The sequence below is a fragment of the Streptomyces sp. 840.1 genome (genome assembly GCF_003751445.1).
Lineage (GTDB): Bacteria > Actinomycetota > Actinomycetes > Streptomycetales > Streptomycetaceae > Streptomyces.
In genome coordinates, this window is the sequence record NZ_RJUU01000002.1 from 870,886 (window position 1) to 886,585 (window position 15,700).

General features: G+C 73.4%; 6 protein-coding genes. 2 read left to right on the forward strand and 4 right to left on the reverse strand.

The features are described 5' to 3' along the window. A complete protein-coding gene (locus tag EDD93_RS30125; RefSeq protein WP_123528643.1) occupies window positions 1-9,981 on the forward strand; it encodes a non-ribosomal peptide synthetase in 9,981 nt (3,326 codons plus the stop codon). Next, window positions 9,978-11,393: a DHA2 family efflux MFS transporter permease subunit gene (locus EDD93_RS30130; protein WP_123528644.1), complete on the forward strand. Its 1,416-nt coding sequence runs from the start codon at window positions 9,978-9,980 to the stop codon at window positions 11,391-11,393. Before EDD93_RS30125 ends, EDD93_RS30130 begins: the two co-directional genes overlap by 4 nt. Here EDD93_RS30130 and EDD93_RS30135 read toward each other — a convergent pair. The 4 genes from EDD93_RS30135 to EDD93_RS30155 are packed head-to-tail and all read right to left on the reverse strand — an operon-like array spanning window position 11,365 to window position 15,698. After that, window positions 11,365-11,847 (reverse strand): hypothetical protein, encoded by a 483-nt coding sequence (locus EDD93_RS30135; RefSeq protein ID WP_185092567.1) that lies wholly within the window; start codon window positions 11,845-11,847, stop codon window positions 11,365-11,367. The genes EDD93_RS30130 and EDD93_RS30135 overlap by 29 nt on opposite strands. Beyond that, window positions 11,837-12,949: a hypothetical protein gene (locus EDD93_RS40465; RefSeq protein ID WP_260255996.1), complete on the reverse strand. Its 1,113-nt coding sequence runs from the start codon at window positions 12,947-12,949 to the stop codon at window positions 11,837-11,839. The genes EDD93_RS30135 and EDD93_RS40465 overlap by 11 nt, the downstream gene beginning before the upstream one ends. Continuing rightward, a complete protein-coding gene (locus EDD93_RS30150) occupies window positions 12,946-14,946 on the reverse strand; it encodes a hypothetical protein (protein ID WP_123528645.1) in 2,001 nt (666 codons plus the stop codon). Before EDD93_RS30150 ends, EDD93_RS40465 begins: the two co-directional genes overlap by 4 nt. Then, window positions 14,943-15,698 (reverse strand): toll/interleukin-1 receptor domain-containing protein, encoded by a 756-nt coding sequence (locus EDD93_RS30155; protein WP_123528646.1) that lies wholly within the window; start codon window positions 15,696-15,698, stop codon window positions 14,943-14,945. Before EDD93_RS30155 ends, EDD93_RS30150 begins: the two co-directional genes overlap by 4 nt. Window positions 15,699-15,700 lie beyond the last annotated feature (2 nt).

Genomic DNA, 15,700 nt, shown 5'->3' on the forward strand with positions numbered 1-15,700 from the left:
TTGAGCACCGCAAGCGCGCCCTCGGACGGCCTTCTCGCCCTGACCGGCGCCCAGTCGGGAATCTGGAACGCGCAGCGCCTGGAGCCCGAATCGCCGTACTACGTGGTCGGCGACGTGGTGGAGATATCCGGCACCGGGCCGGTCGACGCGGACGCGCTGGCCGAGGCGGTCCGCGCCACCACCGAGGAGGCCGAGACCCTGCGGCTGCGGGTGTACGACACCCCGGACGGGCCGCGCCAGGCGGTGAGCGCGGAACCCGTGGCGCTGCCCGAGGTGGTCGACGTCAGCGGCGCGGCCGATCCCGCCGCCGCGGCCCAGGAGCTCGTCGAGGCCGAGCGGGCGCGGGCGGGCGAGGCATGCCGGGGGATGGTGGACCGGGTGCTCTACGCACGTACCGTCATCAGGCTGTCCGAGCACGAGGTCTGGTACACCCAGCTCGGCCACCATCTCGTCTTCGACGGCTACACCGCCGCGATGCTCGCCCGGCGCACCGCCGTCCGCTACACCGCCCTGGTGCGCGGGACGGAGCCGTCCAGGTCGACGTTCGGCAGGTTCGCGGACCTCGTGGCCGCCGACCGGGCCTACCGGGAGAGCGACCGGTTCACGGAGGACCGCGCGTACTGGGTCGAGCGGTTCACCCCGCTGCCCGAACTCGACGACGCCCACGGGGCCTCGGCCCCGGCGCCCGCCGGTGCAGGGCCCGTCCGGACGCTGACCGCCCGCGCCGTCGTCGCCCCCGAGGAGACCGCCCGGCTGCGCGCCTTCGCCGGCCGGGAGGGCGTCGCCTGGGGCGAGGCGCTGATCGCCTGCTACGCCGCCTTCCTGCACCGCATGCTCGGCCGCACCGACCTGGTGTTCGCGCTGCCGCTGATGTGCCGGGCCGGCTCGGCCGAGCTGCGCACCCCCGCCATGTCCGTCAACGTACTGCCGCTACGGGTCGCCGTGCGGGGCGGAGACGGACTGGGGGAGCTGAGCCGCCGGGTCGCCGCCGCCATGCGCGAGATGCGGGAGCACCAGCGCTACCGGGGCGAGGACCTGCCCAGGGACCTCGGAGCACCCGGCGCGGGCGCGCTGCTGCACGGACGCGGAATCAACCTCAAGGCCTTCGACCTGGCGCTCGACTTCGCCGGGGCCGGCGGCGCGATGCGCAACGTCGCGGGCGGACCGCCGGAGGACATGGGCCTGAGCGTCCTGCCGACCCGGGACGGCGGGCTGCTGCTCGGCTTCGAGGTCGACGCCCGCTCCAGGGACCGGGCCGCCGTCGACGCCCTGCTGTCCGGGCTCCTCGCCCTGCTCTCGGGGCTGACCGACGGACAGCCCGTCGGCCGGATCGCCCTGACCGGCGACGCGGACCGGCTGCCCGGCCAGTGGTGCCCGCCCGCCCTGCCCGGCACCCCGCCGGACCTGCCGGCCGCGTTTGCCGCGATGACCGCCGCCGGCCCCGGGCGGACCGTCCTGGTCTGCGGTGAGGACCGGCTGACCGCCGCGGACCTGGCCGGCCGGGTGCACCGGGTGGCCCGAGCGCTGCGGGCCCGCGGGATCGGCCCCGACGACGTGGTGGCACTCGCGCTGCCCCGCTCGGCCGACTCGGTGGTCGCCCTGCTGGCCGTACTGGACGCGGGCGCCGCGTTCCTGCCGCTGGACGCCGCACACCCGCCCGAGCGGCTGCGCGACCTGATCGAGGACACCCGCCCCGCCCTGGTGCTGACCGCCGGCGCGACCGAAGGACTGCCGTGGGAGACCCTGCTCGACGAGGCGGCCCGGCTCTCCGGCACCCCCCTGACGGCCGGTGAACTGGCCGGACCCCGCCACCCCGAGCACCTCGCCTACGTCATCCACACCTCCGGCTCGACCGGACGTCCCAAGGGCGTACTCGGCCGGGCCGGCGGACTGGCCTCGCTGCTGCACCACCAGCGCTCCACCGTCGTGGCCGAGGCAGAGCGCGCCGCCGGCAGGCAACTGCGCGTCGCGCACATCTACTCGTTCGCCTTCGACTCCGCCTTCGACCACTTGGTGTGGCTGCTGTGCGGGCACCAACTGCACGTCTACGACACCGAGACCGCCCGCGACGCCGAGGCGCTGCTCGCCGCCTGCGCCCACGACGGCATCGACGTCGTGGACACCACCCCGTCGATGGCCGCACCGCTGATCGAGGCCGGGCTGCTGGACCTGAGCCCCACGCTCCTGGTCCTCGGCGGCGAGGCCACCGCGCGCGCACTGTGGCGACGCGTCACCGAATCCGGCGTCACCGCACGCAACATCTACGGGCCGACCGAGGCCACCGTGGACAGCACCACCGCACGGATCGAGGGCGACGAGCCGACGATCGGCCACCCGCTCGCCGGCACCCGGACCTACGTCCTGGACAGCGCGCTGCAGCCGGTCCCGCACGGCACGGCGGGCGAGCTCTACCTGGCCGGTCCGCACCTCGCACGCGGCTACCTCGGCATGTCCGGGGCGACCGCCGAACGCTTCGTGGCCGACCCGTTCGGCGCCCCAGGCGCACGCATGTACCGCACCGGCGACCTCGCCCGGTGGGTGCCCGGCCGGGGCCTGGAGTACCGGGGCCGGGGCGACGGACAGGTCAAGATCCGCGGCCACCGGGTGGAGACCGGCGAGGTGGAGGCGGCGCTCGCCGCACTGCCCGGGGTCACCGCGGCAGCCGCCGGAGTGCGCTCGTCCCGGCTGACCGGCTACATCGTCTCCGACACGCTCACCCCGGACGCGGCCCGTGCCCACCTGGCCGAACGGCTCCCCGAGCACATGGTGCCCGCGGCGGTCGTGGTGCTGGACCGGCTGCCGGTCACCCCCAACGGCAAGCTCGACCGCGCCGCCCTGCCCGCGCCCGTGCTGCCCGGCGGCGGGGGCCGCGAACCCCGCACCGAACCCGAGCGCCTGCTGTGCGCGGTCCTCGCCGAGGTGCTGGACGTCGAACGCGTCCGCGTGGACGACGACTTCTTCGCCCTCGGCGGCGACAGCATCACCGCGATCACCGTCAGCAGCCGGCTGCGGGCGGCGGGCCTCGTGCTGCGCCCCCGGGACCTGCTGGCCCGCCGCACCTTCGCCGCGCTGGCGGCCGCGGCCGAACCGGTGACCCGAGCGCCCGAGGAGGCGGACGACCCGGTCGGTCCGGTGCCCGCGCCGCCGATCGTGCGCGGCCTGCTCGACCCGCACCCCGACACCGCCACCGTCGCCGGATACGCCCAGTGGACCGCACTGCACGTCGACGAACTCGCCCGCCACGACCTGGTCACCGGCGTACAGGCCGTGCTCGACCACCACGACGCACTGCGCCTGCGGGTCGCCGAAGGACTGGAGATCCTCCCGCGCGGCACGGTCCGGCCCGTCGTCCACGAGGTGCGGGGCCAGGACGTGACCGCGCTGGCGGAGCGGCTGGCGGCCGAACTCGACCCGGGCTCCGGCGACCTGCTGCGGGCGGCCCTGCTGCGTACCGGCGAGGACACCCCGGACCGGCTGGTCGTCGTCGTGCACCACCTCGCCATGGACGGCGTCTCCTGGCGCATCCTGCTCCCCGACCTGCACACGGCTTGCACCGGCGGCGCCCTCGAACCCGTCGGGTCGTCCTGGCGGCGGCACGCCGCACTCCTCGCCGAGCAGGGCGAATCCGGCGCGCGGCGCGGCGAACTCGACCACTGGCGCACCGCGCTCGCCTCCGCGACCCGGCTCGGCACCCGGCCGCTGGACCCCGCCAGGGACACCGTCTCCACCGCCCACCGCTCGGTCACCGTCGCCTCCGCCGAGGCCACCGAGGCGCTCCTGACCACGCTGCCAGCCGCCTACCGCGCCGGTGTCGACGAGGTGCTGCTCGCCGCACTCGTGCTCGCCCTGCGCGGCTGGGGCGTGCGGGACGACGCGCTGACCGTCTCGATGGAGGGCCACGGCCGAGAACACCTCGACCTGGCCCGCACGGTCGGCTGGTTCACCAGCGAGTACCCGGTGCGCGTCCCCGCGTCCGACGACGTCGGTCAGGCCCTGCGCGCAGCCAAGGAGGCCCGCCGCGGCGTCCCCGACAGCGGCGTCGGCTACGGCGTCCTGCGCCACCTCGACCCGGAGGCCGGCCCCGCGCTGGCCGCCACCCCGCCACCGGACGTCCTGCTGAACTACCTCGGCAGGTTCACCCCGTTGGCCGCCACCGGCTGGCGCCTGCCGGAGCGCGACGCCTTCTCGGTGACCGAGCCCGGAGCCAAGGCCCTGGAACAGATCCTGGCCCTCAACTGCTTCGTCCACGAGGAGCCCGCGCCCCGGCTCGCCGTCGAGTGGACCGCCGCGACCGGAGTGCTCGGCGCCGCCGCCGTGACGGCCCTCCAGGAGTCCTGGGCCGCCGCCCTGGACGCGCTGGCCGCGCACGCGCTGCACACCGGGAGCGGGCTCACCCCGTCCGACCTCCCACTCGTCGGCCTCGACCAGCCCGCGATCGACGCCCTCGAACGCACCGGCCCCATCGCCGACATGCTGCCCGCCACCCCGCTCCAGGTCGGGCTCTCCTTCCATACCCTGGTCCGCGACGAGCAGGACACCGACGTCTACGTCGTCCAGGCCGTCACCACCCTGGCCGGCGAACTGGACCCCGGCCGGATGGCCGAGGCCGCCCGCGAACTGCTGCGCCGCCACCCCGCCCTGCGGGTGTACCTGGGCACCGCCGGGGACGACGTGGTCCAGGTCATCCCCGCCGAAGTCGCCCTGGAATGGCGGCAGGACGACCGGTTCCCCGAAGCAGCCCGCGCCGATCTGGAGCGCCCCTTCGACCCGGCCACGCCGCCGCTGATCCGCTTCCTGCTCTCCCGCGTCGGGCCCGCCGAGCACAAGCTGGTGATCACCAACCACCACGCCCTGCTGGACGGCTGGTCGATGCCGCTGGTCGGCCGCACCCTGCTCGCCCTCTACGCCGAACTGAGCGGCGGCCCCGCCGCACCGGCCTCCCCACCCCTGTCCGAGTACTTCCGCTGGCTGGCCGGCCGCGACCGGGAAGCGTCACTCGCCGCCTGGCGGGACGCGCTGGCCGGCGTGGACGGCGCGACGAGGCTGGCCCCCGCCGGCGTCGAGTCCGGCGTCGAGCGGCCCGGCCGCGAAACCGTCGCGCTGGGCGCCGAATTCAGCGACCGGCTCCGCGCGTTCGCCCGCGACCGGGGCGTCACCCTGACGACCGTGCTCCAGACGGCGTGGGGCCTGCTGCTGGGCCGGCTCACCGGCCGACGCGACGTCGTGTTCGGCTGCCCGGTCTCCGGGCGGCCCGCCGAGGTCGACGGCGTCGAGTCGATGATCGGCCAGCTCGGCACCACGATCCCGGTACGCGTCCGGCACACCCAGGACCAGACTGCGGCCGCCCTGATGGCCCAGGTACACGCCGAGAGCGTCGCCCTGGCCGAGCACCACCACGTGGGACTGCCCGGCATCCAGCGAGCCCTGGGCGTTGGAGAACTGTTCGACACGATGCTCGTCATGGAGAACTTCCCGCTCTCCAGCCGCAAGCGCACCCCGCTCACCCCCGGCCTCGACCTCGCCGGCGTGGACATCACCGACGCCACCCACTACGCCCTCACCGTCATCGTGATCCCGGACGAGGAGATCACCATCGGCCTCGGCTACCAGCCGCGCGCCTTCACCGCGCAGACCGTGCGCGACTACGGCCGCTGGCTGCGCAACCTCCTGACCGAGATCGTCGCCGACCCGGCACGCCCCGCACTCCGCCTCCCCGTGCTCGACGCCGACGAGCGGGCACAGATGCTGCGCACCGGCGCCGACGCCGTACCCGTCAGGCAACGAGGCCACTGGCTCGAGGAGTTCGCCGGCTGGGTGCGGCGCAGGCCCGCCGCCGAGGCGCTGGTCTGCCGCGACCGCAGCCTGAGCTACGAGGAACTGGACCGGCAGGCCAACCGCCTGGCGCGGGCACTGATCGCACACGGGGTACGGCCCCAGGACCCCGTCGCCGTCCTGCTCGGACGCGACATCGAGATGACCGTCGCACTCTTCGGCGTGGCCAAGGCCGGTGCCGTGTACGTACCGATGGACGAGAGCTACCCGCGCGAGCGGCTGGCTCACATGTTCGACGACATGGCCCCGGCGGCCGTCGTGACCACCGGCGCCGCACTGCCCGTCGACCGCGACGTCCCGGTCCTGCGCCTGGACGACCCGGCCACCCTCGCGTCCGTCCCCGGCACCGACCCGGCCGAGGCCCGCGCCCGGCTCACCGAGGACGCCCTCGCTTACGTCATCTACACCTCCGGAACCACCGGACGTCCCAAGGGTGTCGGCGTCACCCACCGTGGCGTACCCGACCTGATCGCCCTCCAGGAGGACGTCGTCGGCGTCACCGAGCACGACCGCTACCTGCACTTCGCCTCGACCGGCTTCGACGTCGCGTTCTGGCAGACCATGGTGCCGCTGCTCTCCGGCGGCACGTCCGTGATCGCCCCCGAAGAGGTACGGGTCCCCGGCGACGAGCTGCTCGACTACATCACCGAGCACCGGGTCACCGGAGTGAACCTGCTGCCGTCGTTCCTGGCCGCGATGCCCGATGACCGCACGGTCGGCCCCGACGTCTTCTTCGTCGTCGGCGCCGAACGCCTCGATCCCGAGCTGGCGCGACGCTGGGGCGAGGGCCGCCGGGCGCTGTTCAACGCCTACGGTCCGACCGAGGTCACCATCAACTCCGTGACCTGGCAGTACGACCCGGACGACACCGGACCGCTGCCGATCGGCCGCCCCGACCCCAACGTCCGTGCCTACGTTCTCGACGGCGGACTCCAGCCGGCCGGCACCGGCGTGACGGGTGAGCTCTACCTCGCCGGGCCGAGCCTGGCCCGCGGCTACCTCGGCCGCCCCGGCCTGACCGCCGCCGCGTTCGTCGCAGACCCGTTCGGCCCGCCCGGCGAACGCATGTACCGCACCGGCGACCTGGTGCGGTGGCGGCCGGACGGACAGCTGGTGTTCCTGGGCCGCGCCGACCACCAGATCAAGATCCGAGGCTTCCGAGTCGAACTGGGCGAGATCGAGTCCACCCTGACCGGCCACCCCGACGTGCGCGCCTGCGCCGTCATCGTCCGCGAGGGCAGGCTCGTCGGCTACGTCATCCCCACCGACGACGCCGACCTCGATACCGCGCAGGTTCGTGCGTACCTGGCCCGGGAACTGCCCGACCACATGGTGCCGACCGCCCTCGTGCCGCTCGACCGGCTGCCGCTGAGCCCCAGCGGCAAGCTCGACTCCGCGGCACTGCCGGCCCCCGGGACCGGTGCGGCCGCCCGGCGCGAACCCGCGACCCGGGCCGAAGCCATCCTGCTCGGCGTGTTCCGCGACGTCCTCGGCACCGATGACATCGGCCCCGACGACGACTTCTTCGCCATCGGCGGGGACAGCATCGTCTCGCTGCAAGTGGTCTCGCGGGCCCGCCGCCAGGGACTCGGCCTGACCGCCAAGGACGTGTTCGAGGGGGAGACGGTCGCCGGGATCGCGGAGCGCGCCGCCGCCCTCGATGCCGGACAGGCCCCCACGACCGGCGATGCCCCGCTGACCCCGGTCATGCGCGACCTGCTGCGCCGGGCAGGAACGGCGGCCGACGGATTCTGCCAGTGGGTCGAGGTCTGCGTCCCGCCGGGCGGCGACGAGACGGCCTGGCGTTCCGTGCTCGACGCGCTGCTGACCCGCCACGACGTACTGCGGGCCCACCTGTCCGGCGACACGCTGCACATCCCGCCGGCCGGCGCGGTGACCGCCGCCGACGTACTCACCCGCGTACCGGCCTCCGGCGACCTGCGCGCCCCGGCCGACAACGCGATCGCCGCGGCCCGAGAGGCGATGGACCCGCGCACCGGTCCGCTGCTGCGCGCGGTGTGGCTGGACGCCGGACCCGGCCGGCCGGGCCGCCTCCTCCTGATCGCCCATCACCTGATCGTCGACGGAGTGTCCTGGCGCATCCTGCTGGACGACCTGGAGCACGTCCACTCCGGCGGGACGCCGACCCGGCACGGCCAGTCCTTCCTCGGCTGGGCGCGATCACTGCGCGAGGCGGACCGGAGCGCCGAACTCCCGCACTGGCGGCGGATGGCCGCCACCCCGGCGCTCACCCGCACCCTCGACCCCGCCCGCGACACCGTGGCCACCGCGAGGCACCACGAGATCCGGCTCGACGCCGAACCGACCCGCGCCCTGATCACCACCCTGCCGGCCGCCCACCGCACCACGCCGGACGCCGTACTGCTGACGGCGCTCGCCCAGGCCGTACGGGACTGGCGCGGCACACCGGAGGTACTGGTCGCGCTGGAGAGCCACGGCCGGCCACGGCACGTCGACCTCTCCCAGACCGTCGGCTGGTTCACCGCCATCCACCCCGTCAGGCTCGAAGCGGGCGACGACGTGAAGGCCGTCAGGGAGCGGCTGCGCGCCCAGGGCGACGGCCTCGGCCACTCCATCCTCACCTCGGCGGGCCTGCTGGACCCCGTGGAACCGGAGATCGCCTGGAACTACCTCGGCCGCTACCCCGGCGCCCCGGACCGGGAGACGCCCTGGCAGGCACCCCCGGACGCCGGCCCGCTCGGCTCCAACGGCTCCGACGCGATGCCCCTGCCGTACAGCCTGATGGTCAACGCCCTGGTACGCGACGACGCGCTCGGGATCCGGATCACCTGGCCGTCCGCGCTGTTCACCGACGCCGAGGCCGAGGAACTGGCCGGGCACCTCAGGGCCGCGCTCCTGCGCCTCGCGGCCGCCTCCGGGAGCGACGCACTTGACGACGGCCGCCCGGCCGCCGACATGCAGCCACTGACCCCGTTGCAGGAGGTGATGCTGCGGCACTCGCGCACCGAGCGGCCCGACCCGTACACCGTCCAGTCGTCGTTCTCCCTCGCCGGCCCGCTCGACCTCGACGCCCTGCGCGCCGCGGGCTCCGATCTGCTGGAACGCCATCCGAACCTCGCCGCCGTGTTCCCCGCCGACCTGGCGGTGATCCCGCAGTCGCCCCGGCCGGACTTCCGGGTGTCCGACGGACCCGTGGACGAGGTGCTGGCGGCCGACCTCGCCGAACCGTTCGACCTCGCCCGCGGCCCGCTCCTGCGGCTCACCGTGATCCGGCGCGGACCCGAACGCGCCGACCTGGTCCTGACCAGCCATCACGTACTCTCCGACGGCTGGTCGGCCCCGCGCATCCTCACCGAACTCTTCGCCCTGTACTCGGCGAGGGTGCGCGGCACGGCCCCGGAGCTGCCGGCCCCCGTCCCGTTCGCCGGCTACCTGCGCTGGTGCGCCGAGCACGAGCCCGGCCTCGACGCCTGGGCGGCCGAACTCGAAGGCCTGCCCGAGGGCGACTACCTGGACGGCGGACAGCCGGGCCCGGCCTGGCAGGAACCCGAGGTCATCGAGTTCGACGCGGAGCTGGTGGCCGGTCTCACCCGGCTCGCCGCCCGGCGTGGACTCACCCCGAACACGCTGGTCCAGGGCGCCTGGGCGGTACTGCTCGCCCGCCGCTCCGGTCGCGCGGACGTCTGCTTCGGCGCGATGGTGTCCTGCCGCCCGCCGGAGCTGGAGGGCGTCGAGGAGATCATCGGGCTGCTGGCCAACACCGTGCCGGTACGCGCCCGGCTCGACGGCACCCTCGCGCAGACGCTCACCCGGCTGCAGTCCCGGCAGCGGGCGCTGATCGAGCACCACCACGTACCCCTGTCCGACCTGGAACGGCTGACCGGCCGGCGCAGGCTGTTCGACAGCATGGTGGTGTTCGAGAACTACCCCGTCGACCCGGACCGCCTCCGCGAACCCGCCCCCGGGCTCACCGTCGTCGGAACCCGCTTCCGCGAGGCCACCCACCACCCGGTGACCCTGACCGTCATGCCGGACGGCGACGGCTGGACCGGAGTGCTCGCCCGCCGGATCACCGCCCCCGGACTCGCGGCGGAACTGCTCGACCTGCTCCGCGGCATGGAGGAGCACCTCGACGACGACGTGCTCGGCCTTCTGGCGGGCCGATGAGCGCGAACGCCGCACCGCCGCAAGAGCGGGCCGACCGGGAACTGCTGCGGATCGCCTTCATCCTGGTGCTCGGCACCTTCATGGCGACCCTGGACGCCACGATCGTCAGCGTCGGAATCGAGCGTCTCACCGACGAGTTCGACGTGTCCGTCGCCGGGATCCAGTGGGTCACCACCGCCTACCTGCTGGCCGTGGTCGCCGCCGTGCCCGCGTCCGGCTGGCTGGCCGACCGGTTCGGCGGCAGGCGGACGTGGCTCGCCGCCGTGGTCGTCTTCCTGCTCGGCTCGGTGCTCTGCGCGTCGGCCTGGTCGGTGACCAGTCTGATCGTGTTCCGGGTGATCCAGGGCCTCGGCGGCGGCCTGCTGCCCGCGACCGGGCAGGCGCTGCTGGCCCGCGTCGCGGGCCCCGGCCGTACCGGGCGGGTGATCAGCGTCGTCGCGGTCGTCCCGCTGCTGTCACCGGTGTTCGGCCCGCTGGCGGGTGGCTCGATCCTCTCCGTGGCGCCCTGGCCGTGGCTGTTCCTGGTCAACCTGCCGATCGGTCTGACCGCCGCCCTGCTGGCCCGCCGCTACGTGCCGGCGGCGCCCCCGGCCAACCGGCGGACTCCGTTCGACCTGCGCGGGGCCCTGCTGCTCTCACCCGGCCTGGCCGTGCTGGTGTTCGGCCTCACCGAGGTCGCCCACGGCCGCGCCGTCCCCGCCACCGCCGGTGCCTGCGCGGGGCTGGCGATGCTCGCCGCGTTCACCGTGCACGGCCTGCGGACCCGCCGCACACCCCTGATCGACCCCCGCCTCTTCACCAGACCCCCCTTCGGCGCCGCCGCCGTCGCCCTGCTCGTCCTGGGTGCGTCGGTGTTCGGCACGATGTTCCTGCTCCCGCTCTACTTCCAGACCGGCCGAGGTATGTCGGCCTGGGCGGCCGGACTACTCCTCGCGCCACAGGGACTCGGGGCGGCGGCCGGATCGGTCCTGGTCACCCGCACCATCACCAAGGTCGCCCCCAGGACCCTGGTGGTCACCGGCATCGTGCTGATCCTCGCCGGCACCGCCCCCTTCACCCAGCTCCACCACGGCCTCCCGGACGCGGCGGTCGCCGCAACCCTCGCGGTCCGCGGTTTCGGCATGGCCATGGTCGGCGCACCCGTGATGAACATCGTCTACAGCCGCATCGAACCCGAACACCTCCCACGCGCCTCCGGCGCGCTCAACCTGCTCAACACGGTCGGCGGCTCGATCGGCACCGCCGCCCTCGCGGTGGTCCTGCAGAACCGCCTCTCCGCCCGGGGCCCCGACATCCCCGCCGCGTTCGCCGACACCTTCTGGTGGGTCCTCGGCTGCTGCCTGTTCGCGGCGGCGGGTGCGACGAGACTGCCCGGGACGGGGGTCAGGAGGGGGGCTCCGGAGAAGTCCTGAGGCCGCTGTCCGGCACCGAGGCGGCCGGATCCCGGATGTGGAGGGTGAGTCCGGTGATGTGTCCCGACTGAATCACCGGGCCCTCGTGCACACCACCGGTGATGCTGTTGTGAACGGTGACCGGGCCCGGCCCGGCGGTGTCCGTGATCCGCTGAAGCGAGGCCAGCAGTTCGCCCAGATCGTTCCCGGTGACGGCGCCGGTCCGCAGCAGCTCGTGCAGGCGGATGTGCCACTGGGCGGTGATCTCCCGGGTGGCCCGCGCGCGGTCGCGGGCGTCGGCTGCGAGCAGTGTGGCCCGTCCGGCGTCCAGCTCCGCGACCGGGGCACCGTCCGACGAGCCGCGTGCGACGAGCCGGCCGACGAGCTGACGCGCCTGCGCCCAGGCGTCGGTGACCATGAGCGAGACCAGGGTGGTTGCTCCCGCGGCGGCGAGAGCGGCCGGCTCAGCGGTCATCGTTCTCCTCCCGAGGCCGTGCCGTGAACGTCGTACCGGCCCCGCCGTCGGGGGAGTCCGGGGCCGGGTCCGTAGCGTCCGGTGTGAACGTAGCCTGCGGGCCGAATCGGCTCAGCACCTCGTCAGCCGTCTCGTGCTGATCCTGAGTCCGGATGACTTCGGCCATCTGTTTCGCCAGGATCGCCCGACGGGGATCCCCGTCGGGAAAGTCCAGCGCGTTCAGCCCGTCCGCGAGAAGGTCCGCGGCCGTCGGCGGCGCTTCGAAGGGAGCGCTCCGCCCCTCCAGCAACTCCCGGAACTCCGCGTCCCCGCGCTGCCCGGGAATCAGATCGCGCAGCCGGTCAGGGACGTCGGTGTCGTTGGCCGCGGACGCGAGCCGGGCAAGAAGGCCAAGGTCGGCCACGGTCTTCTCCACATGATCATCGTTCTTGGCGAGCCACCACACCACCGCACTGCCGGTGTCCTTGAGCACGTCCTCACCCAAGTACTTGCGCTTGCTCTGTTCGTACTTGCGCTGGTGCTCCCAGACCGCCTTGTCCTTGCGCACTCCGGCGAGTCTGTCCAGGCGCTCCTGGTCGTGCTCGTGCAGGGTGAGCGTCACGTTCTCCGCCATCGCCTGGAGGTGTCCGGTGCTGTCCGGACGCATCCGGCTGAGCGCACCGCTCAGCTCGTGCTGCACGAGCGACACCCGGCCGGGCTCGCGCCACTCGGTGATCCCACGGGCCCGGTCCAGCACCGCTTCGACCGCGAGGCCCGCCGGGTTGAGCACGGGATCGTCGTCGGATGTGTCGAAGGGGTACCAGCGAACGGTCGCTGAGATCAGGAAGTCGTAATCTGGCCAGTGACTGGGCAGGGCAATACGGCTGACATGGTGTTCCCTGCGCTCGACAGGAGCCGCGGTGAGCTGCTCCTCGAACGTGATCCGCGTGGGCCCGCGACGGCGCGCGGCGATCCTGAAGGCCGCGGCCGGCGCGGCGCCGAGGACCACGGCCAGGACCGGCCACGCCCACGGCGGCCACCGCTCCGTGAGACCCAGAATGGTCAGCAGCAGCCCGCACAGAACGGTGAGGAAGACAGTCGTCGTCCTGCATCCGGTTGTCATGATTCGGTCTCCCTCGCAGATTCCGCCTGCGGCGGTGTGGTCGGCCGGCCGAGGCCCTGCGCCGCACAGATCTTCTGGAACAGCAGGTCAGTGGTCTCCGCGGCGCACGCGGATCCGAAGGGGGCGGTGCATTCGGCATCGCGGGCGCTCGCGTACAACGCGGCGAAAGCCGCGCCCCGGCGGCTGCCGCACCGGTCGGCCGCGTCGACGAGGACATCGAGCAGGATGCCACCGAGGCGGTCGCCGACGGCCGCCGTGTGCAGCCAGCGTCGGGCCTGCGACTGCCAGCCGCTCGGTGGCAGATCTCCCAGTACGTCCCGCCAACAGGCCGTCAAGGCGCCCCGCACGGCGCTCTCCTCGACCAACGCGCGCCCGTTGTCGTACGGGTCGGTGAGCGGCCCCGGGGCGCAAACCGACAGGAAGATGTCGAGCTCCGCCGGTGAGAGTGCTGGGCCCGCGAGCCGGTTCAGTAACCGTCGGCGCAGTCGGTGGCTCGTGTCCACCAGCTCGCACAGCGCCCGGAGCGCATGCGTGGTGTCGGGCTCGCGGCGGGCCAGGTAGTAGAGGCGGAGCAGGGCCTGGTCGGGATGGCTCGACGCGATGACATCGGCGCACACCTGGACGAGCACTTGGGCGAACTTCCCCCGGAGCCGTCTGTTGGCGCACCATTGATAGACCCTTTCGCGGAAGTGCCTGCCGTGCGCGGGATCGTTCAGGCCGCAGGTGAGCGCCTGCACGGCCGCCTCCAGCCCGGCGCGGCTCGCGCTGGTGGAGCTCCACTCCTCGGCGAGGGATGCCAGCTCCTCCCCGTGCGCCGTCCGCAGATACTGTCCGGCCAGCTGGGTCACCATCCCGTCGCGGAGTCCCCGGGTGACGTGTGTTCCGTCCAGGTCCACGCTGTGCGCGGTCCAGACGCCCAGATGCTGCCGCAGGTCCGGCATGTGGTCCCAGAAGTGGGTGCGGACCGCGGAGTCGTAGTCCAGTTCCGTGAACCGGACATGCCCGTCAGGTCCGGTCTCCGCGGATATCTCCGTCAGACGTTCGGCGAGGTCCCTGCGCTGGAGCAGCGGGACTTCCTCGGGCGGGGACCCGGTAACGCCCAGCAGAAGCTGGGTCGCGCGGTGGATGACGTCGGCGTGTGCGCCGTGGAGCATGGCCACGGTGATCAGGAGGGCCCGCTGAGGGCTCTCCCGCAGACGTGCGACGAGAACGGCGACATCGTTTCGCCGGTCGGCCCGTGACCTGAGCGCGGTCGCGCACCACTGCGGGAATCCGTCGCCTGCCCGCGTTGCCCCGCGGGCCCGGCGGACAAGGTCGGCGAAGTCCGCGATCTCCCGCATCGGCCTGCGCTCGCGGAGGAAATCGTCCACGGTGGGATCGGGCCGCAGATACTGCTCGCACGGCAGACCGTGCATCCGCAGGTGCCGCCGGAAGACGTTCACGCCGGGTGGGTCATCGATCACGACCCGGTTGCGCTGGAGGTCGGATTCCAGGACGCCGCCGTGCGGCATGACGACCACGAGACGCGCCTGCTGATCGTGCACGGCTTTACGCAGAGCGGGGAGTCCGGACCGCGCCGCAGCCCATCGAGCGGCGTCGGACGCCGACAGATCCAGCAGTAATCGGTCGCCGGATCCGACCAGACCCGGGTCCGTGAGGGACAGCTCGCCCTCCTCGCCCGGCAGGAGCTCACGGAAGACGCCGGAGTCGCGATGAGACTCGCGCAGGAGCACCCGGGCCGCGGAGGTCCGGCCGCTTCCGGGCAAGCCGTCCAGGATCACCGTGCCGGTATCGGCCAGTTCGGCACGGGCCGCGCCCATGCCGCTCGGGGCGACCAGCACTCGACGCAGCCATGTGAGCTGGTCGTCGGCGATCCGGCGGAAGGACGGCCGGCCCGGATCCCCCAGATCAGGACCGACGGTGACGTACATGTTGCCGCTGCCGGTGTGCATGGGGCCCTGTGCGCCCTCGACCCGTGTGCTGCTGCGCTCGCTCACCGAACGTCGTCCTCGCGCCGGTCCGGTTCGCCGAAGCGGTGCTGGATGCCGCCGTGCTGGTCGCCTTCGAAGTACGTCATCCCGTTGCCGGAGAAGTGCCGTCCGCCCGAGTCGTGGCGGGAGTTCTGGTAGATGTCGCCGTGACCCGTGTGGACCGGTCCGCCCGCGCCTTTGACGACGGTGTTGCCGACGTCTCCGGTGAAGTCGCGGCTCTGGACGGCCGTTCCGCTCACGTCCCCGACCGTGTTCACCACGGAGTCGGGAACGAGCGAGGCGGCGTCGTCCAGGTCCAGGTCGTGCAGTCCGGGGACCATGTCGGCCACCACATCACCGAGACGTTTCAGCCCGGCCCCGGTGTCCTGTGTACTGAACGCGATGGACTGGAGGTCTGCGAGCCGGGCCAGTTCGCCGGGCAGGTCCTTCTTGCTGAGCCGGTCCGTCTTGCGGCCGTCCAGTACGGGAACGACCGGAAGCTCACGGGCGAACGCCTCGACGAGCTCCCGGCGCACCCAGTCCTGCGGATCGCGCAGCCGCTCGCGGAAGTTCGTCCAGTCGGGGCCGATGACCGCCAGGAGTACGCTGCTGCGCCGCAGGCCGTTCAGCAGGTCGTCGGGGTAGGGCCGACCGGGTGCGACGGACTTCGAGGCCCGGAAGATCCGTCCGCTTCCGAAGCGGCGCGAGAGCTCCTGGTCGATCAGGGCGGCGGTCTTCTCGCCGTCCCCCGTGCGGTAGTTGATGAAGACGTCGGTCATGA

Excerpts from the sequence above, each read along its gene's own strand:
- EDD93_RS30130 (WP_123528644.1), top strand. The coding sequence starts at position 9,978 with ATGAGCGCGAACGCCGCACCGCCGCAAGAGCGGGCCGACCGGGAACTG.
- EDD93_RS30135 (WP_185092567.1), bottom strand. The coding sequence starts at position 11,847 with ATGACCGCTGAGCCGGCCGCTCTCGCCGCCGCGGGAGCAACCACCCTG.
- EDD93_RS40465 (WP_260255996.1), bottom strand. The coding sequence starts at position 12,949 with ATGACAACCGGATGCAGGACGACGACTGTCTTCCTCACCGTTCTGTGC.
- EDD93_RS30155 (WP_123528646.1), bottom strand. The coding sequence starts at position 15,698 with ATGACCGACGTCTTCATCAACTACCGCACGGGGGACGGCGAGAAGACC.